Genomic DNA, 19,550 nt, shown 5'->3' on the forward strand with positions numbered 1-19,550 from the left:
TTTAGTTCATCGTGTCGGCTTTATTACTATTTGATGTATTAATTCTTGAGGCAACAAAGGTGTATGCTTACCTTCTACGTAATCACTAAACCCCGCTCTGTAAAATTCAGAAAGAGGGTGCCCCGATTGCCCACCGGGAATAGCCATAATTGCATGTTCTAAATGCCCAGGTTGAGCAATAAAACGCTGCGATGCGCCAAAACTACGCCCTTGTACGGCGGGCATATAACTATCACCAAAACCCGCTGCTGTGGGCATATTTAATAACTTAGCAAGTAACGGCATTTGCTTTGCAAACGGATGCTCTATCACTAACTCATTTACCTTGCCCCACTGCCAGTTTTGTACGTTATTACCAAATTGTTCTGTAAGCTTAGTAATAGTTTGGCTAAATGCTCCTTGTAACTGCTCATCCCAGCTTTTAAATTGTGGGTTTATCCATGTGTCGGGCCTGTTGTTTATAAGCTGCCAAACAGCGGGCTCTAAATCTCGTTTTACGTATTTAAGTGTGCCTTGTTGTTTATTTAATTCATCTTCCATATTGCTAAATAAAATATTAATCACTTCATCGCGGTAGCGCTTAACTAAGGTATACCCTGTGGAGGTTGAACACGCACATTGCTGCCAGTTTTCAAGCGCTGTTATATATTGCTGATTTTTAGTTTGATCGGCTTTTAATTGCTTTAATAGCAGAGCATGCCAAGGCATTAAAAAGCGAGCTTGATTATCAAGTTGTAATGCGTAAAAGTCGCTCTCAGCAAATGTTTGTTTTTCAAATAATCTATCGCGAATTTGACTCGAACGTGCGCCGAGTGCATAACCACCATTACCAAAACGCGCGTCATCCTCAGCCGATACCACGCGAGAATTACCAGTCCATAATCGACCGCTTTGCGGGTTTTTAATAAAAGGGCGTTGTAATTCATTTTGCTGCCAAAGCGCTGAGTAGTCATCGGCATTTACGCCAAGCTCACTTGGCGTTTTACGAGCCGGTATACCGCCCATGTTTTTCCACGCTGCGCTACCAAGGCTGTCTACCACCATAAGGTTTTGTACCGGAATGCCCACATCGCTTGCTACAGTAAGTGCATCATCTACTGTTTTGGCTTGCTCTAATTTTAATAACTGCATATTAACGGCATAAGGCTGATGGGCAGCCCAGCTCAACGCATAAGGTTTTTCGTTAATGTATTTTACAGGTCCGTATTCACTGAGTATTAATGAATAGTTTTCAACCTCCCCATCGGGTAATGCAATAGGTTCATCAACTTGCCATGTTTTACTATCATCGTTTAATGCAATCCAATCGGCTGTATCTAAATAACCGTTAGTAAATCCCCATGCAACATTGTTGTTAGTGCCAACAACAATGGCAGGTGCGCCGGGCAGCGATACACCGGTCACCTGAGTCTGCTCACCACTGTGCATGTAATTTAATTGTGCCCTGTACCAAATTACAGGTACTGCAATCGATAAATGCATATCATCCGACACCATTCCAGCCCCTGTTTTAGTAAGCGCTCCTGTAACAGCCCAGTTATTACTGCCGCGCTCTTGGTTTGATTCAATACTTTTAACTATATGCTTTGTTTGAGTTGGAAAGGTAGGTATGCCGTCGCTATAAGACGCTAATTTGCTGCCATCAAGCGCCGCTTGGTAATTACTCGGTTGCGTTAAAAAATCAACCATTTGCTTTGTGTACGCTTGCTCAATTTGAATAAGTGCTTGGTCGCGCTCAAATGTGGCGCTTTGTAAATCAAGGTACATGCTAAATATCACAAGTAGGCTGTCTTCACTTAGCCATGGCTTTTGTGCTGCACCGGTTAGTAAATATTCAAAGCTTGAATACCCTACTTGCGCTAAGCCTTCGTTTACACCTTGAGCGTAACTTTTAAGTAATTGCTTATCGGTCTCTGGCAGGGTTTGTAAAATAATTTGGCTGCGTTTACGTAATTGATGAAAACGCATTTTTTTATCGAGCCCCAACGCTGCTTGGCCAAATAATTCACTTAACTCACCTGCGGCATTACGCCTGAGTAAATCCATTTGAAAAAATCGGTCTTGCCCATGCGCATAACCTAAACCATAGGCAGCGTCGTTTCGGCTATTGGCGTTTATTACTACTTGCCCTAGTGCATCGCGCGAAATTTTTACAGGCTCTACTACCGCGTTACTGCGTCCGTTTCCATCAAGGGCGGGTAAACTTAAACTAAGTACCCCATAAACAACAGCGGTACTTGCCAGCCCTAATATTACAATTAATAACAACAAGCGTTTGATTACTTTAAACATCACCGTTTCCTTTGCACGTTTTGACCAAGCGTTAAGCACATATAATAACCACAGTTTTATTAAATAATAATGTTCTTGCTCGCAAAGGGTGAAATAAACATCAAAATCCACGATAATGTCAGCTCCACACATCGTGCAGAACTAGTTGAGATCAATATGACTGAAAAAACATTTATCAAAGGTAAAGACCGCGACCTAGAATCGTCAATCTCTACCATGCAAAACAAGCTTAAAGCCCTAAACATTAATGTTGAAGAAGCGCTTTGGCTTAACCCTGTAGCTAACTGTTATTCGGTTCATATAAAAGACAGCGACTGCGGTGTTATGTTTACCAATGGTAAAGGCGCAACCGACAAAGCATCTATTGCTTCAGCACTCGGTGAATACTTTGAACGTTTAAGCTGTAACTACTTTTTTGCAGACTTTTATCTAGGTGAAGAATTTGCTAATGGCGAGTTTACTCATTACCCAAGCGAAAAATGGTTTAAAGTTGAAGGCGATGAAGTGCCAGAGGGCATTATGGATGAAAGCTTATGGGATTACTTTGACCCAGAGCGCGAACTAAACGCATCACACCTTTTTGATTTTAACTCAGGCAATATCGATCGTGGTATTTGTACCCTGCCATACACACGCCAACGCGATAACCAAGACGTATACATTCCGGTAAACGTTATCGGTAATATTTTTGTATCTAACGGTATGAGCGCAGGTAACACCAAGTTTGAAGCTCGCGTACAAGGTTTATCAGAAGTATTTGAACGTGCTATTAAAAACCGTATCATCGCCGAAGGTATTTGTTTACCAATCGTGCCTGAAGACGTTGTTAAGCAATACCCTAAAATTCACGAAGCGTGTGAAGAGCTTCGCAGCCATGGCTTTCATTTACGTATTGCCGATGCATCACTTGGGGGTAAATACCCTGTAATGAGCGTAACGCTTATTAACCCAACAGATGGTTCTGTATTTGCTTCTTTTGGTGCTCACCCATCATTTGAAGTTGCGCTTGAACGTACCGTGACTGAGTTACTACAAGGTCGTCGTCTTGATCAGCTAGATGTATTCCAACCTGCTACCTTTGATAACGACGAAGTAGCAACACCAGAGAACATTGAACTGCACTTTATTGATTCAAGCGGTTTGATTTCGCATGATTTTTTCCGTGCAAAACCTGATTTTGAATTTGTACACTGGGACTTTAGCGGAACAACTGAAGAAGAATATAACTTCTGTACTGATCTAATTCATAGCATGGATCATGATATCTACATCATGGATTACACGCACCTAAACGTATACGCGTGTCGTATTTTAGTACCTGGCATGTCTGACATTTACCCTGTTGATGAGCTTATTTGGCGTAACAACAACGAAGGCGCAAAATTTCGCGAAACATTCCTATCGCTTGATCAGTACGATGCAGAGCAATGGATGGAAATTTACGACAGCCTAGAAGAAGCAGGCCACAGCGATATTATCCGCGCCGCAGAATTTATTGGCCTTGCAACCGATGCCGACACACCATGGCACACACTGCGTATAGGTGAGCTTAAAGCACACCTATGTTTAGCTGCAGGCAGCGAAGAAGCCATTGATTGGGTTGACTGGATACTTCATACAGGCCAAGTAAACGAAGAGGCAATGCGCCACTTCCGCTGTTTAAAAGCAGTTCTTGAAATTAAATACGATGACGAGCGCGAATACGCAGATTACCAAGATGCACTAGGCTTAATGTTTGGTGCTAATAATGTAGCGCTGGCTATAGAAATTGCCGAAGGTAAAAAGCAGTTTAACGGTTTAACTTTCCCTGGTTTATCGCTTGAAGGCTTTAAAAAGCATGCGGCGCTACTTGATGGTTACCGCAAGCTACATGTAGCAAAGCAAAATCACTGGGCGCGTGAAGTTAGCGACTCGTAACTCGCTAAACTACTAATTATAAAAAATAAACGGCGCATTTGTTAATGCGCCGTTTTCATTTGTGTAATAAATTAGCTATAGTTAATTTGCCTAAATTAACGCCACGATGTAGCAAATGCCACCATCTACTAACAATAAAAAAACGAACGTTCATAACTTTAAGTTGACCTTTTGGTTATCGCTTACGCTAACTGTACTAGTTGGTATCGTACTTGATCGTATTAACTACAATCGTGTTAAAGATGCTCATCGCCTACAAATTCTTTCTGAAGTAAGTACATATCGAGCTCAATTAGAATCTATTTTAGTTTCTAATATCCAACTAGTTCGAGGCTTAGGTGTTGCCGTCGCAGCACAGCCTGATTTACAGCAAACACAGTTTGAACAAATTGCCCAACCACTATTTAAAACCTCAAATGAGCTTCGCAATATTGGTGGCGCACCCGATATGGTAATTCGTATGACTTACCCCTTAAAAGGTAATGAAAAAGCACTCGGTTTAAACTTTTTAGAAGAAAAAAACCAACGCGCTGATGCTATTAGAGCTCGTGATACAAATACCATTGTAATGGCAGGCCCATTAAAATTAATCCAAGGTGACATAGCACTTATAGCCCGCGTTCCTGTTTACATACCGCCAGAAAATCGCTTTTGGGGATTACTTTCAGTTGTTCTCAACATTGACAAAGTCTATGAAAATTCAGGTATTTATGAGCTAGAAAAAGAATACAACGTCGCTTTACAAGGCAGGCATGGACTTGGCAGCAAAGGGGAGTTTTTTTACGGTAATCAAAACATAATAGAGCAAGACCCCCTTGAGTTTACGTTAAGCTTTCAAGGTGGCAATTGGCAACTTTACGTAGCACCTAAAATAGGTTGGAGCCCACCAAATTCAGCTGTATGGCCACTTAGGCTATCAATTATTATTATTTGCGGATTATTAATTTGGGCCTTTTTATTCTTTTTGAAAATGCTTAATCGTCAGCAACAAAACGAAAAAATGCTTGAAGCAATGAGTGATCTAGCCCAAATAGGCGCATGGTCATTTAACTTAGAAACGAAACAAGTATATTGGTCTGATATGACCAAAAAACTATTTAAATACCCATTAAATAACCAACCAGAATGGCCTACAGATTTAAATTACTTTAAACAAGGCACTAGCAGAGAAACAATTAAACCTTTAATTGAACGAGCCATAAAATATGGTGAAAGCTACGAAGTTGAATTAGAAGTAATGGATGAAGAAGGTGAATCTGTTTGGGTACTTGTACATGGTGAAGCAGAACGAAAAAATGGACGATGCACACGTATCTTTGGCTCATTACAGAATATTGATACCCGTAAAAAAATTGAATTAGAAAATAATAAAACCGCATTACACAACGAAATTTTAGCCTCCCTGACCGTTAATAAATTAATATTAAATGGGCAACTTAGCCAATCAAAAGACATTATTACTAAAGCAATCTGCCAAGCATTTGATATTAAACGTGCCAGTATTTGGTTTTTTAATGAAGACAAATCCCAACTAAGCCCTTTTGCCATACATAGTAAACATTCGTCTAGTGATAAAATTGACTCTATTTGGCTAAGAAAAAATCTTCCCGGCTTTTTTAATGCAATAGATCACCAGCCTGTATTTAATGTGCCTGACGCCCAAGAACACCCAATACTCGAGCCAATTAAAGAACAGTATTTAATGACTCTCGAGATTAAATCAATGCTGTGCGTAATAATTCCTGCGGGAAGTGGCGCTATAGGAGTCGTCTGCGCAGAGCAATGTCAATCAAAACGCCACTGGTCTAAAAACGAAGAAAGCTTTTTAATTGCCGTTGCAGCGTTAATAGGCAGCTTGCACTCAAGCCAACAGCGAATTGAAACCGAACAAAAACTAGTTTCTGCCAAAGAAACCGCCGAACAAGCTGTTAAAGCTAAAAGTGAATTTTTAGCGAGTATGAGCCACGAAATTCGCACCCCAATGAACGGTGTTTTAGGTATGCTTAACATAATTAAGCAAACTCAATTGGACCTACAGCAAAAACATCATATTGAACTTGCTCAATCATCAGCTCAATCTTTGCTTAATATAATTAATGACATATTAGACTTTTCTAAAATTGAAGCCGGTAAGCTCGATATTGAAAACGTGCAATTTAATTTACCTCGGTTATTAGGAGAAGTGGTGGAATCCTTTGCTTTAAAGGTAGAACAAAACAATACAAAACTTATTCTAGATGCTACTCAAATAACTGTTAGCGAGATAATTAGTGACCCTAACCGCTTGCGCCAAATTTTAAATAACTTAATTGGCAACGCGGTTAAATTTACTATTGATGGCGAAGTAGTCATTACCGCCAGAATAGATGAAACAACGGATGGCTCGTTCCTTCAATGTTCGATTATTGATACTGGTATTGGTATTGACCCTAAAAAACAAGCGTCGTTATTTGACTCATTCACACAAGCCGATGCATCAACAACACGCCAATTTGGGGGCACAGGGCTTGGTCTTGCCATAGTAAAACAATTGTGCGAACTGATGAACGGTGAAGTGAGTGTAAACAGTATGCAAGGTGAAGGAAGTACATTTTCTTTCACAGTACAAATACAACCGCGCTTAAGTAAAGAACAAGATTTACCGAGTCATTTAATTAAAAACAAACATATTTTAATTATTGATGAGTGCTCGTTAAATGCTAACACCGCTAATAAGCAGCTCACTGTTTGGGGTGCAAAAGTTAATTGTATACATAACTATCTTGAGGTTGATGATTACTTAAGTAATGTAACCACCCACCCTGGTGCTATTTTAGTTGATTACTACTTTTTTGAAAAAGCCCCACAAACGCATATCACCGCGCTCAAAAACTTTATAAATATGCATAGTTGCAAGTTAGTTATTATGGCGCCAATGAGTTATTCGTCTGAGGAGTCTAAAGTAGGTATGGAAGTCGACTGTATGATTTTCAAACCTCTCACACCGTCTGATTTGTTTGACTCACTCACAAACGATAAATACATTGAACAACAGCAGCAACAAGCACAGCTTCAAAACAAGCTAACTAAAGCGCCAGTACTGGATTCATCAGAACCACAACTATTGCTTGTTGAAGACAATAAAATAAACCAAGTGGTTGCCTCTGCGCTATTAAAGCAGGCGGGTGTTACTTTTGATATTGCCGAAAATGGCCTTGAGGCAATTGTAAAGCTTAATGCAAAACAAGGGAAACCATATAAGCTAGTTTTAATGGATTGCCAAATGCCCGAAATGGATGGCTACCAGGCCACTAAAGCCATTAGAGAAGGTGATGCTGGTAAAGATAATGAAAATATTACTATTATTGCGCTAACAGCCAATGCCATGCAGGGCGATAAAGAAAAATGCCTAGCCGCAGGCATGAACGACTATTTAAGTAAGCCTCTCGATTTAGCTGCATTACAACCAAAGCTTCAACAATGGCTTGGCATTCAATAAAGGTGTAAGCTAATAAAATACGCTTACTAATTTGAGATTATTTATGCAGTTATCAACAAATCAACAACGTATTCTTGGTTGCCTATTAGAAAAACAAAGCACGACGCCAGAGCATTATCCGCTATCGTTAAACGCGCTAGTGAACGCATGTAACCAAAAATCTAATCGCGATCCTGTGTTAAGTCTTACAGATGAAGACGTTCAAAACGCACTTGATGAACTAATAGAAATGCGTTTGGTTACAATAGATGAAGGTCTTTCGGGTCGCGTAAATAAATACGATCACCGCTTTTGCAACACTGAATTTAGTAATCTGCAATTTTCTGCTCAGCAGCGTGCCATTGTTTGTTTATTACTTTTGCGTGGTGCTCAGACTCCTGGTGAATTAAGAACCCGCAGTGCTAGGCTTGCTGATTTTAATAACGTAAATGAAGTAGAGGCAGCGCTCAATAAACTGATTGAAAGCGAGTACGTCACAAAGCTAGAGCGTGAAGCTGGTAAACGTGACAGTCGATATATTCATTTATTTGGCGAACAACAAAATAATCCCGCCGATGCCTTTGTTGCGCTACCAAGCGAAGTAATTAAAGACAAAGAATTAAGCGATTTACTTGAAGAAGTAGAAAAATTAAAAGCAGAGCTTCGCCAAATAAAAGCTCATTTAAAACTTTAATTAACTAAAACTAAATCACATAATAAGTTTATTGCGTATCACATATTAAATTTTATAAGGAGCTGGCAATGCGCGCCGAAATTATGGCTGAAATGAAGGTTCAGCCAACGATTGATGTAAATGCTGAGATAACTCGCCGAGTTAATTTTATTAAAACACGTTTGGTAGCAGCTCACTCCCGCTCATTAGTACTGGGTATTAGCGGTGGTGTTGACTCATCAACCTGCGGCCGCTTATGTCAACTTGCTGTAAACGAGCTAAATAAAGAACACGATACTAACAAGTATCAGTTTATTGCTGTACGTCTACCTTATGGTGTACAAGCTGACGAAGATGAAGCACAAATGGCGGTTGATTTTATTCAACCAAGTAAACGTATGACCGTAAACGTACAACCTGCGGCTGATGCATTGCATGAGCAAGCGCTAGCTGCCGTAGTTGGCTGTGGTGAAGCACTGCCTGAGCAAGCTCAAATAGATTTTATTAAAGGTAATGTCAAAGCGCGTCAACGTATGGTTGCTCAGTACGAAATTGCAGGTTTTTGCCAAGGCTTAGTAGTGGGTACCGATCATAGTGCTGAAAACATTACTGGCTTTTATACTAAATTTGGTGACGGCGCGTGCGATTTAGCCCCTCTGTTTGGTTTATCAAAACGCCAAGTTCGTGCACTTGCTACTGCACTAGGTGCGCCAGCTTTATTGGTAGATAAAGCACCTACAGCTGATTTAGAAAGTGACCGCCCAGGTTTAACAGACGAAGAAGCACTTGGTTTGAGCTATGAGCAAATTGATGACTTTTTAGAAGGTAAACCTGTGTCTAATGATGTTGAACAAAAGCTTGTAAGCATTTACACGCGTACACAACATAAGCGTCAACCAATTCCGACAATTTACGATTAAGGTTTAGTAGCTAAAATAAAGCAATTAATGCCTTTGAGGATTAATTGCTTTTTTGATCGACAGATTAAGAAGCTGCGTATATTTTAATAAATTAACGCTTTGAATTTTATAATACCAATTGCATTAAATTAGTGAGCTATTATAGCCCTATGAAATAGCGATAGAACGATGATATTTTTAATTATATTGGTATAACTACCCGCCAAAGAGAACACTGCCTTATATGACATCGCCCATTTTAATTACCGGCGCAGGCCAACGTATTGGTTTAGCACTCGCTCAGCATTATATAGCCCAAGGGCAGAGTATTATTATCACGTATCGTACTCGTCACGCCGCTGTTGATAAATTAGAGCAACAAGGCGCTGTATGTATTTATGCCGATTTTAGTACCGATGAAGGTATTAGTACATTTATAAATACGCTTAAAGAGCATACAACATCGCTGCGCGCTATTGTTCATAACGCATCAAGCTGGGACTGCGAAGCTAACAACCCTGACTTTGCAGCACTGTTTGATAATATGATGCGAGTACATGCCAAAACACCGTATTTAATTAATTTAATGTGCGCAGAGCTGCTTTTAAACTATCAGCAAAATGAAAAAGTACCTGCCGATATAATACATCTTACTGATTATGTAGTTGAAACAGGCAGCCCTAAACACTTAGCTTATGCAGCAAGTAAAGCAGCACTCGACAACCTAACCAAATCGTTTAGCGCTAAATATGCGCCAAATATAAAAGTGAACTCGGTTGCTCCATCGCTCATTATTTTTAATGAACATGACGATGAACAATATCGAGCTAAGACCCTTAAAAAATCATTAATGGGCATTGAACCCGGATGCCAAGAAATTATCAATAGCATTGATTTACTATTACAAAGCCACTACATCACAGGGCGCTCTTTGCCTATTGATGGCGGTCGTCATTTAAAGTAAATATAAATAAACTGAGATATTTATGCACAATGAATTAAAAGAAAGTTATGAAAAAATCATCACCGCTGTAGGCGAAGATGCTAACCGCGAAGGCTTACTTGATACGCCAAAACGTGCTGCAAAAGCAATGGAATATTTAACGCAAGGGTATCGTCAAACGCTTGATGAAATAACTAATAAAGCAGTATTTACATCTGACGCTGACGACATGGTGTTAGTACAAGACATAGAGCTCTACTCTATGTGTGAGCATCATTTACTGCCTTTTATTGGCCGTTGCCATATTGCTTATATACCAAACGGTAAAGTATTAGGCTTATCTAAATTTGCACGTATTGTTGATATGTTTTCACGCCGTTTTCAAATTCAAGAACAGTTAACGCATCAAATCGCTAAAGCAGTTGAAGAAGTTACTGGCGCTAAGGGCGTAGGCGTTATTGTTGAGGCAAAACACATGTGTATGATGATGCGTGGTGTAGAAAAGCAAAATTCAAGCATGCGTACATCAGTAATGTTAGGTAACTTTAGAAGCGATCCTAAAACACGTAACGAATTTTTGCAGCTTATAAAAGGTTAACCCTATGGCTAATGCAATTATTAACGTTACTAATTTACGCCTGCGTACGTTTATTGGCTTTAACCCCGATGAGCGTGAAAAAAAGCAAGATGTAGTGATCAATCTAGAGATTCACTACCCTGCTGATGATGCGTGTAAAACGGATGAAGTTGACCAAGCACTTAATTATAAAGTGATCACCAAAGAAGTTATTAGCTTAGTAGAGCAAGGGCACTTTTTACTGCTAGAAAAATTAGTTGCTGAAATTCTTGCCGTTTGTCACGCACACCCAAGCGTTCATTACGCTAAAGCACGTGTTGATAAACCACATGCACTGCGTTTTGCCGACTCAGTGTCGTTAACGCTTGATTGGGCTAAATAAGCACTTAAAAACTTATTTAAAAAAGCTTTTCGAATCCTACGGCAAGGGCGATAACCGCTAAATAGCGAGCGCCTTTGCCTAGTGTTACTAACAATAAAAAGGTACTAAGTCGTACTTTAAATATGCCTCCAATCACCGTTAATGGGTCCCCCACAACCGGTAACCAAGCAAATAACAAACTATACACTCCATATTTATTAAATTGCTTTTGTGCGCTATCAAGCCCTTTTTGCGATACAGGAAACCATTTTTTATCTTTAAAACGCAGTACCTGCGTGCCTAACCAGTAATTAACACAGCTCCCTAACACATTTCCAAGTGTTGCTACGCACCACATAAGCCATAAATTAACTTTATCTTGAGTAATCATTCCCACCATTATCACCTCAGAAGAGCTAGGCAGTAATGTCGCAGATATAAATGCGCTAATAAATAACGTGAGATAAAGCATAATGCCCTTATGGCTAAACGTAAAAACCCAGCCTATAGCTGGGTTTATAATACCAATTTTATTAAAAACATGATCATTCTAGCGTATTAAATAACTCACTAACTACGTTAAAAATTATTTATATAGAACAACTATGTATCATAATTTTAGCCTTGTTATTGAGCTATTTTCTTATCGCTATAATAGGTCACTAATTTAATGCAATTGGTATAAAAATAAACTGTGTGTTTATTTTATCAAATTTAAACTAAACGGGTAATTAAACTCTTTACCTTCATTAGCTTTAATACTTGCCATTACAACCATTACAAACCCAAAAATTGCCACTATAGGTAGTAATATTAAGCCGACTGCTACAAACATCAGCACAAAACAAACTACATATGCAATTGCCATCGTTATTTGAAAGTTAAGCGCCTTTTTACCATGCACATCAACAATTGGCATTTCATCTCTTTTAATTAACCACACAATTAATGGCCCAATTATTGAGCCAAACGGCACAACAAACCCAGCAAGCGCACTTAAATGGCATAACATAGCCCACGTACGGTCATCTTTATTAACTGGTTCAACCTGCTGATTTTCTTCCATAACACTCTCCTTTTTGTTTTATGTATGTTGCCTCTTAACTAAACAAATGTCTACAAATCAACCAACGTATTTATGTTTAAAAATCACAGCGTGAAATCTTGTGATAAAAAAGTGATAAGTTTGTGAGAGTTTCTGGAGACGATTATTCAATACTCAACTCGAATCATCACTTACAGGAAATAATAATGAAAACTTCTACATTAACAATCGCAATTCTTTTAGCGGCAGCTAGCCAATCGACTATGGCCGCAGAATTAGACCTAAAAGTAACTAACTTAACCAAAGGTATTCACTTTACTCCACTGTTAATTACAGCACACAACAGCGAAGACACACTGTTTGAAGTAGCAACGCAAGCATCTACAGCACTACAAACAATGGCTGAAGGCGGCAATATTGAAGAGTTAGTTGCACAAGCAACTGCTGCGGGTAGTGATATGGCTGCAAACCCAGCTGAAGGTTTACTTGCACCAGCCGCATCTACAACGGCAACACTGAGCACGACTGACGGTAATGAGTACCTATCTTTAACTGCAATGATGCTACCAACTAATGATGGCTTTGTAGGCTTAAACAGCTGGAAAATCCCAACAGAAGCGGGTACTTACACAATTAATTTAAATGCTTACGATGCAGGCACAGAACAAAACAATGAGCTTGTAGTTGAAGGCTCTGGCGCACCAGGTACTCCGGGTATTCCTGCTGCTCCAGGTGGCGACGCTGGCACTGGCGGTACAGGTGTATTAAGTGGTGATACAAACACTAACATTCATATTCACCCGGGTAGCTTAGGTGATGACGATTTAGAAGCGGGTAATAGCGATTTAAGTAATACAGTACACAGATGGTTAAACCCAGTAGCACAATTAACCGTTACAGTTAAGTAGGAGCATGATTATGTCATCTGCTAACAACCTTAAAAAAAGTCTACTAGTGCTTGCACTTGCAACCACACTTGCAGCGTGTAGCGATAATGATAACGACCCAGTTGTTGAAGAGCCGGTCGTTGTTGAGCCAATTGTTGTAGAACCTGTGATCAGTGAGTTTACTATTACTTTTAGTAACTTAACTGCAGGACAGCCTTTGTCACCACTCTCTGTCATTGCTTTTGAAGATGAAGCACCTTGGACCTTCGGTACAACAGCTTCTGTTGGCTTAGAAATGCTTGCAGAAAGCGGTGCAAATGAAGAATACCTCAGCTACGAAAGTGCACTTGCTGCAGTTTCAGCTGAAGGCGCTATTGGCCCTGGTGAAACCACCACAGTAATCATTACTGTTGAAGAGCAAGAAACGCTTAATTTGTCATTTGCTGCCATGCTTGGGAATACAAATGATGCTTTTACCGGTCTTAGTTCTTTAGATGTATCAACATTAGAAGTTGGCGGTTCGTTATCACGCACTACGACTGCTTATGATGCGGGTACGGAAGCAAATACAGAAACAGCTGAAACTGTGCCAGGTCCTGCCGCTAGCGGTGAAGGGTTTAACGAAATACGTGACGATACAGCCGATATAATAACGATGCATCCAGGCATTGTTTCAAATCAAGATGGATTATCTACATCAGCACTTGGTGTTGAACATAAGTTTGATAACCCAGTATCGAAAATAGTAATTACGCGCACGCAGTAACGTTCCAGCTTGTAATGGGGAAGTAAGGGAGCACGGATGCCCCCCTTTTTACGAGGTTATACATGCGTCACGAAAAAATATTAGTAGTAGAAGATGACAGAGAAATAGGTAAGTTAATTACCACGCAGCTAACGTCGCTTAACTTACATGTTGATCATGTTGTAAGCGCAGAACTAGCTTTAAAAAAAATAGCTAAGCATCCCTACGGACTTATTTTACTCGATATAAACTTACCCCAAATGGATGGTTTGAGCTTATGCCGAAAAATAAAAGAGCATTACCCTACTACCTCCGTTATTTTACTCACCGCGCTGAGTAGCGATATGGACAGAGTTATTGGCCTTGAAATGGGCGCCGATGATTATATTTGTAAACCCTTTTTTGCACGCGAATTACAAGCCAGAGTCAAAACCCAATTACGCCACAGATCACAACTACTCGCAGGCCAAAACAACGACAACTCCCCCGTTGATAGCGAACAAACACTAAATGTAGGCTCACTCAATATAGAATTTAGTTCGCACCAAGTGTATTTAGGCAAGCAAGCCCTTAACCTTACCGCCACCGAATTTGATTTACTCGTTTACTTTGCACGCCATCCTAATCATGTTTTTAGCCGTCAGCAGTTACTCGATAAAGTATGGGGTTACCAACACAGTGGTTACGAGCACACGGTTAATTCACATATAAACCGCTTACGTGCCAAGCTAGAAGAACACCAACAAGCGCCTATCATCGAAACAGTTTGGGGGGTTGGTTACAAACTAAACCCTAGCCAACTCAATTAAGACACCTATTATGAAATTATCTTTGTATCAAAAATTAGCTATATCGCTAGTTGTCATTTTTTGTTTTATTTGCGCCCTAGTTTACGGCTGGAGCAAGCAATTAGAACTCACCTCAAAACATCATGCTGAGCAAAATTTACATTTGGCGCTTGCCGAGCATTTAGTACAAGATAACCCATTAATAAAAGAAGGTGTTTACGACTATAAAGCGCTTGAAAACCTCTTTCATACCTTGATGTTATTAGGCCCTGCGTTTGAATTTTATTTTGTAGACGAAACCGGAAAAATTCTTACTTACTCAGCAAAGCCGGGTAAAGTTAAACGCACGCATATTAGTTTAACGCCTTTAAAAAGGCTGATTAACGACCCAAGCGCTGCACCTATCTATGGTGATAATCCTCGTAATAAAGAGCAACAAAAAATATTTTCAGCCGCGCCAGTATTTAATCAAGATAAGCTACAAGGCTATTTATATGTAATTATTGGTGGTGAGGCTTACGACACCTCACTAAGTACAGTAAAAAATAATGATAAGTTATGGCTAGCCGCTTTATGGCTTGGCTCTGCACTCGCATTTTTATTTATTGCGATGCTAATTTTGCTACGCTTTTTTACCAACCCAATTCAGCGCTTAGCCCGCGATGTTAGTAATATTGAAGCCGCTAACTACAGCCTTACCGACACCAAGCTAAGTAACTACTCAACGCAAAAAAGTAACGAAGTGCATAGTTTAGAGCGAAGTATTCAAGCCATGCTTACCCGTATTAACGAGCAGTTTAAAGCACTTGAGCAAGGCGATAAGCAACGCAAAGAGTTACTGACTCACTTATCGCACGACCTACGCACCCCACTTGCTTCACTGCAGGGGTTTTTAGAAGTTTTAAATCAGTCAGGTGAGCAATTAAGTCAAAAAGAACAACAAGAATACTTACAGGTATCGATTAATAATTGTGGGCAATTAAAGCTACTCATAGAGCAAATATTTGAACTTGCTCACTTAGAAAATGGCGAAATAAGTATAAATAAAGAAACCTTTAATTTAGGTGAGCTTATTTACGATTGCATGGCAAAATTTAGTTTAGCCGTTGATAAAAAAGGCATTAGTTTGTCGGTAGAACCTTCGATTTGTGACTTTCCTGTGGTTGCCGATATAGCTAAATTAGAGCGCGTGTTAAGTAACTTAATTGATAATGCAATTAGGCATACCCCTCGCGGCGGCAGCATTGCAGTACATGTAAAACGCAGTGACGATAATCAACTATTTGTGCATGTATCAGACACAGGCGTAGGTATAAAAGAAGATGAGCTGAATGCTATTTTTGACCCGCACTACCAAGCAAGTAATTCTAATAAAGAAGGGCGCCAGCAAGGTGGTTTAGGATTGGCCATTTGCAGAGGTTTATTAAAACTGATGGATAGTGAAATTTACGTACAAAGTGAAATTGGTAAAGGCACTATGTTTAGCTTTAATTTACCACAAAATAAGGTGCTTTCTTAAAAAGCACCTTATTGAGTTAAATCTATTTAAATATATAAATTAATTACTTTTTAATACCCGCTAAATCAAGCATAAATGCATAGTTTAGCGCGGTATCTTCTAAGCGTTTAAAGCGACCTGATGCACCACCGTGCCCTGCTTCCATATCTATTTTAAACAGTAACTTATTGTCATCAGTTTTATAGTCACGCAGCTTAGCAACCCATTTTGCAGGCTCAAAGTATTGAACTTGTGAATCGTGCAAGCCAGTCGTTACTAACATATTAGGATATGCTTGCTTAGATACTTGGTCGTATGGCGAGTAAGATAGCATGTAATCGTAATACGCTTTTTCGTTCGGATTACCCCATTCGCCGTATTCATTTGTTGTAAGTGGTATGCTTGCATCAAGCATCGTTGTTACTACATCTACAAACGGTACCGCAGCAACCATGCCTTTATAAAGCTCAGGCGCTTGGTTTGCTACTGCGCCCATTAATAAGCCACCAGCACTACCACCTAACGCAAATATTTCATCTTTTGCGCCATACTTTTGAGAAACCAATGCTTTAGTTACATCAACAAAGTCATTAAACGTATTCTTTTTAGTGAGTAGCTTGCCGTCTTCGTACCAAGGACGACCTAGCATTTGCGAGCCACGTACATGGGCAATTGCAAATACAAAGCCACGGTCAAGTAAACTCAAACGCGTGCTTGAAAAAGTAGGGTCCATGGTTGCGCCATAAGAGCCGTAACCATATTGCAGTAGCGGGTTAGTACCATCTTTTTTAAACGCATCTTTTCGATAAACTAAGCTTACCGGTACTTTTATGCCATCACGTGCTGTTACAAAAATACGCTCTGAGGCGTAATTATCAGCATCAAAATCACCTAATACAGCTTGCTGTTTAAGTAATTTTTTATCGCCAGTTGCTAAATCTACATCGTACGATGAACCAGGTGTAGTCATGCTTGTGTAGTAAACACGTAATGTGCTGCTATCTATATCGTTATTACCATAAGTACCAATTGTATAAGCGCTATCGTTAAAGCTCAGTGGTAACTCTTTACCTGTTTTTAAATCACGCGCAATCAACTTTGATTGGCCCATTTCACGCTCTTGGTAAACTAAGTAGTCATTAAATAAATCAATGCCTTCGAGCTTAATATCATCGCGCGCTGGGATCACACTTTGCCAATTTGCTTTGTCACCAGCTTTATCAATATCCACTTTCATCAGCTGAAAATTTACAGCATCTAAGTTAGTTACAATGTAGTAAGTATTTCCTAGCTTCGAAATTTCATATTCAAGCCCTGCTTCGCGCTCAATTAAGCGTTTAGGCATTGCCTTAGCATCATCAGCACTTAGTACCGATACGCCTGATGCTGCTGTGCTGCTGTGCCAAATATAAATTTCTGACTCATCTTTGCTTTTACTCATACCCATGTAGTAACTGGTATCAGTTTCTTCGTAAATTAGCTCATCATCAGCTTGTGGTGTACCTAATGTATGACGATAAACTTGATAACCTAATAAAGTTTGTAAATCTTTTTTAATGTAATAAACCGTTTTATTATCGTTTGCCCAAACTATACCGCCGTTGGTGCCCTCAAGTGTATCTTCGAGTAATTTACCGGTTGTTAAATCTTTTATTTTTATACTATAAATACGACGGCTAACAGTATCTTCCCCATAAGCCATTAAATTGCCATTCGGGCTTACATTTAAGCCACTTACTGCATAATAATCATGGCCTTTCGCAAGCTCATTTACATCTAAAATAACTTGCTGTTCGGTACCTGCAAAATCGCTGCTGCGTAAGTAAGTAGTGTACTCGTTATCGCCGCGTGTTTGCGTTGAGTAAAAATAATCACCGTTTTTAACTGGGACTGAATCATCGTCTTTTTGGATACGCCCTTTTAGCTCTTCAAACAATTCACTTTGCAGCGTTTTGGTATGTGCAAGCATTGCATCTGTGTATGTATTTTCAGCTTCTAAATAGTTAATCACCTCTGGCGCTTTACGTTCGTCATCACGTAACCAATAGTAATTATCTACACGTGTGTCACCATGAATAGTCATCTCATGAGGCACTTTTTTAGCAACTGGGGCAATAGCTTGGGCTACTTGAACCGTTTTAACTTGTGTATTATTTTTTTTGGTTTCTTCAGGGGCTTGATTACAGCCACTTAAAATAGCTAGCGATAATGCAGCAAGTGCGAATGGAGTACGTTTCATCAGTCAAAGTCCTTGTTGGTTTTTATTTTTTATTAAGTAATTAAATATACCTAAAAATAACCTGTGTTGTGATTTACTTTGTGAAGCTATGTAAAGTAAATCAACGTAATTCCTCTTTTCTTAATAAGCCTACATCAGGTACTCTGTAGATATATAAGTCATTTTCAAGCTCAACTGATTAAGGGTAGGAATGAATAACGAAGTAATAAATATTTTAACTATGGCTAAAGTAATTCAAACAGCTGTTGCCCCAGTATTCTTGATCACGGGTATTGCCGCTACTTTAGGTGTTTTATCTAATCGTTTGGCACGTATTACCGATAGGGCACGTCAGTTAGAACGCAGATTAAAAGTAAGTACTGACGAGGACTTTAATAAATCACTCGCTACAGAGCTGCGCGCTCTTTTAAAGCGTTCTCGATGTATTCATATTGCTTTTAGTTTAAGTGTATTAAGCGCATTACTTGTATGCGCTGTGGTTATGTTGTTATTTTTATCGCACATTCAATCTATAAACTTAGGCGTGACTATTGCTTGTTGTTTTGTAGCAGCAATGGCATTACTCATATGTGCATTTATGTCGTTACTTGGTGAGGTATTCTTAGCAACTAGAAGCATGCGTCGCGGGATGATATTTGCAGATATTGATATAAACGATTAAGTTTTAGTTAAATCTATCGTATTCACTTGAATAAATACGATGTTAGATACAAGATACCGAATTAAGAATTACAATTTTCAACAGGGGCAAACATGAAATTAAAAAAAGTATTAGCAACAATAGCACTGGCAACGTGTGCATTTAGCGTATCGGCAAATTCTGCATTTAAAGAGCCAAGTGACGCGATTGAATACCGCCAAGCAGCATTTTCAATGATCTCAGTACAAATTGGTGACATGGGCGCAATGCTAAAAGGTAAAGTACCTTTTGACGCAGAGCAATTTAAAAAGCGTGCTAACAACGCAGCTGCACTTTCAAAAATGCCATGGGAAGCGTTTTATGAAGGAACAGATAAAGGCGACACAGCTGCACTTGCTGCTGTTTGGTCTGAAAACGATACTTTTATGAAAAAAGCAACTGCATTCCAACAATACGCAGATGAGCTAGCAGTAGCGGCTCAATCAGGCGATAAGGCCGTAATTGGTAAAGCTTTTGGCGCATGGGCTAAAGGCTGTAAAGATTGCCATAAGCAATTTAAAGATTAATTATTGTTGTTTTAATACTTAAT

At 39.4% G+C, this 19,550-nt stretch carries 17 protein-coding genes; 13 read left to right on the forward strand and 4 right to left on the reverse strand.

The window, feature by feature from the left end; genetic code table 11:
- Positions 1-6: 6 nt before the first annotated feature.
- A complete protein-coding gene (locus tag GQR47_RS10755; protein ID WP_024595460.1) occupies positions 7-2,292 on the reverse strand; it encodes a penicillin acylase family protein in 2,286 nt (761 codons plus the stop codon).
- Between the two features lie 156 nt (positions 2,293-2,448).
- Between GQR47_RS10755 and ycaO the strand changes: the two genes are divergently transcribed.
- The 7 genes from ycaO (at position 2,449) to folX (ending at position 11,140) form a co-directional block, all read left to right on the forward strand.
- Positions 2,449-4,209, forward strand: coding sequence for a 30S ribosomal protein S12 methylthiotransferase accessory factor YcaO (gene ycaO, locus GQR47_RS10760; RefSeq protein WP_024595461.1), 1,761 nt, complete (start codon positions 2,449-2,451; stop codon positions 4,207-4,209).
- A gap of 115 nt (positions 4,210-4,324) precedes the next feature.
- The gene (locus tag GQR47_RS10765; RefSeq protein WP_024595462.1) at positions 4,325-7,687 is read left to right on the forward strand and encodes an ATP-binding protein; all 3,363 of its coding nucleotides are present in this window, start codon (positions 4,325-4,327) and stop codon (positions 7,685-7,687) included.
- Between the two features lie 43 nt (positions 7,688-7,730).
- On the forward strand, positions 7,731-8,360 hold the full coding sequence (locus GQR47_RS10770; RefSeq protein ID WP_002962344.1) for a YceH family protein: 630 nt from the start codon (positions 7,731-7,733) through the stop codon (positions 8,358-8,360).
- Positions 8,361-8,428: 68 nt separating this feature from the next.
- Positions 8,429-9,259 carry an ammonia-dependent NAD(+) synthetase gene (gene nadE / locus GQR47_RS10775; RefSeq protein WP_024603619.1) on the forward strand — a complete coding sequence of 277 codons (831 nt, stop codon included), beginning with the start codon at positions 8,429-8,431 and terminating at the stop codon, positions 9,257-9,259.
- Positions 9,260-9,482: 223 nt separating this feature from the next.
- Positions 9,483-10,202, forward strand: coding sequence for a dihydromonapterin reductase (gene folM, locus GQR47_RS10780; RefSeq protein ID WP_024595773.1), 720 nt, complete (start codon positions 9,483-9,485; stop codon positions 10,200-10,202).
- 22 nt (positions 10,203-10,224) lie between these two features.
- Positions 10,225-10,779, forward strand: a complete 555-nt coding sequence (folE, locus tag GQR47_RS10785; protein ID WP_002962341.1) for a GTP cyclohydrolase I FolE — start codon at positions 10,225-10,227, stop codon at positions 10,777-10,779.
- Between the two features lie 4 nt (positions 10,780-10,783).
- Positions 10,784-11,140: a dihydroneopterin triphosphate 2'-epimerase gene (gene folX, locus GQR47_RS10790; RefSeq protein WP_002962340.1), complete on the forward strand. Its 357-nt coding sequence runs from the start codon at positions 10,784-10,786 to the stop codon at positions 11,138-11,140.
- A 16-nt stretch (positions 11,141-11,156) separates the two neighbouring features.
- Here folX and GQR47_RS10795 read toward each other — a convergent pair whose 3' ends face one another.
- Together GQR47_RS10795 and GQR47_RS10800 are read right to left on the reverse strand one after the other, a co-directional pair.
- Positions 11,157-11,591 carry a YqaA family protein gene (locus tag GQR47_RS10795; RefSeq protein WP_024595772.1) on the reverse strand — a complete coding sequence of 145 codons (435 nt, stop codon included), beginning with the start codon at positions 11,589-11,591 and terminating at the stop codon, positions 11,157-11,159.
- A gap of 228 nt (positions 11,592-11,819) precedes the next feature.
- Entirely contained in the window at positions 11,820-12,185 is a 366-nt protein-coding gene (locus GQR47_RS10800; RefSeq protein ID WP_024595771.1) for a DUF4870 domain-containing protein, read from the reverse strand.
- A gap of 185 nt (positions 12,186-12,370) precedes the next feature.
- Between GQR47_RS10800 and GQR47_RS10805 the strand changes: the two genes are divergently transcribed.
- The 4 genes from GQR47_RS10805 to GQR47_RS10820 all read left to right on the forward strand — a co-directional run bounded on the left by GQR47_RS10805 (position 12,371) and on the right by GQR47_RS10820 (position 16,103).
- Complete coding sequence (locus tag GQR47_RS10805) at positions 12,371-13,072, forward strand: spondin domain-containing protein (protein ID WP_154903805.1); 702 nt, start codon at positions 12,371-12,373, stop codon at positions 13,070-13,072.
- Positions 13,073-13,082: 10 nt separating this feature from the next.
- The gene (locus GQR47_RS10810) at positions 13,083-13,817 is read left to right on the forward strand and encodes a spondin domain-containing protein (RefSeq protein ID WP_024607274.1); all 735 of its coding nucleotides are present in this window, start codon (positions 13,083-13,085) and stop codon (positions 13,815-13,817) included.
- A 62-nt stretch (positions 13,818-13,879) separates the two neighbouring features.
- On the forward strand, positions 13,880-14,605 hold the full coding sequence (locus tag GQR47_RS10815) for a response regulator transcription factor (RefSeq protein ID WP_024595587.1): 726 nt from the start codon (positions 13,880-13,882) through the stop codon (positions 14,603-14,605).
- A gap of 10 nt (positions 14,606-14,615) precedes the next feature.
- Positions 14,616-16,103 (forward strand): HAMP domain-containing sensor histidine kinase, encoded by a 1,488-nt coding sequence (locus tag GQR47_RS10820; RefSeq protein ID WP_024595586.1) that lies wholly within the window; start codon positions 14,616-14,618, stop codon positions 16,101-16,103.
- Between the two features lie 43 nt (positions 16,104-16,146).
- On the opposite strand, the gene GQR47_RS10825 is transcribed toward GQR47_RS10820, so the two are convergent.
- Complete coding sequence (locus GQR47_RS10825; protein ID WP_024595585.1) at positions 16,147-18,321, reverse strand: oligopeptidase B; 2,175 nt, start codon at positions 18,319-18,321, stop codon at positions 16,147-16,149.
- 190 nt (positions 18,322-18,511) lie between these two features.
- On the opposite strand from GQR47_RS10825, the gene GQR47_RS10830 reads away from it, so the two are divergent.
- Together GQR47_RS10830 and GQR47_RS10835 are read left to right on the forward strand one after the other, a co-directional pair.
- A complete protein-coding gene (locus tag GQR47_RS10830) occupies positions 18,512-18,982 on the forward strand; it encodes a DUF2721 domain-containing protein (RefSeq protein ID WP_007377300.1) in 471 nt (156 codons plus the stop codon).
- A gap of 92 nt (positions 18,983-19,074) precedes the next feature.
- Entirely contained in the window at positions 19,075-19,527 is a 453-nt protein-coding gene (locus tag GQR47_RS10835) for a cytochrome c (RefSeq protein WP_024595584.1), read from the forward strand.
- Positions 19,528-19,550 lie beyond the last annotated feature (23 nt).

Origin of the sequence: Pseudoalteromonas sp. Z1A2 (assembly GCF_011378755.1) — a bacterium.
Lineage (GTDB): Bacteria > Pseudomonadota > Gammaproteobacteria > Enterobacterales > Alteromonadaceae > Pseudoalteromonas > Pseudoalteromonas distincta.

Coding starts and splice junctions, on each gene's coding strand:
- folM (WP_024595773.1), top strand. CDS start 9,483: ATGACATCGCCCATTTTAATTACCGGCGCAGGCCAACGTATTGGTTTA.
- GQR47_RS10810 (WP_024607274.1), top strand. CDS start 13,083: ATGTCATCTGCTAACAACCTTAAAAAAAGTCTACTAGTGCTTGCACTT.
- nadE (WP_024603619.1), top strand. CDS start 8,429: ATGCGCGCCGAAATTATGGCTGAAATGAAGGTTCAGCCAACGATTGAT.
- GQR47_RS10830 (WP_007377300.1), top strand. CDS start 18,512: ATGAATAACGAAGTAATAAATATTTTAACTATGGCTAAAGTAATTCAA.
- GQR47_RS10805 (WP_154903805.1), top strand. CDS start 12,371: ATGAAAACTTCTACATTAACAATCGCAATTCTTTTAGCGGCAGCTAGC.
- ycaO (WP_024595461.1), top strand. CDS start 2,449: ATGACTGAAAAAACATTTATCAAAGGTAAAGACCGCGACCTAGAATCG.
- folE (WP_002962341.1), top strand. CDS start 10,225: ATGCACAATGAATTAAAAGAAAGTTATGAAAAAATCATCACCGCTGTA.
- GQR47_RS10815 (WP_024595587.1), top strand. CDS start 13,880: ATGCGTCACGAAAAAATATTAGTAGTAGAAGATGACAGAGAAATAGGT.
- GQR47_RS10770 (WP_002962344.1), top strand. CDS start 7,731: ATGCAGTTATCAACAAATCAACAACGTATTCTTGGTTGCCTATTAGAA.
- GQR47_RS10825 (WP_024595585.1), bottom strand. CDS start 18,321: ATGAAACGTACTCCATTCGCACTTGCTGCATTATCGCTAGCTATTTTA.
- GQR47_RS10800 (WP_024595771.1), bottom strand. CDS start 12,185: ATGGAAGAAAATCAGCAGGTTGAACCAGTTAATAAAGATGACCGTACG.
- GQR47_RS10765 (WP_024595462.1), top strand. CDS start 4,325: ATGCCACCATCTACTAACAATAAAAAAACGAACGTTCATAACTTTAAG.
- GQR47_RS10835 (WP_024595584.1), top strand. CDS start 19,075: ATGAAATTAAAAAAAGTATTAGCAACAATAGCACTGGCAACGTGTGCA.
- folX (WP_002962340.1), top strand. CDS start 10,784: ATGGCTAATGCAATTATTAACGTTACTAATTTACGCCTGCGTACGTTT.
- GQR47_RS10755 (WP_024595460.1), bottom strand. CDS start 2,292: ATGTTTAAAGTAATCAAACGCTTGTTGTTATTAATTGTAATATTAGGG.
- GQR47_RS10820 (WP_024595586.1), top strand. CDS start 14,616: ATGAAATTATCTTTGTATCAAAAATTAGCTATATCGCTAGTTGTCATT.
- GQR47_RS10795 (WP_024595772.1), bottom strand. CDS start 11,591: ATGCTTTATCTCACGTTATTTATTAGCGCATTTATATCTGCGACATTA.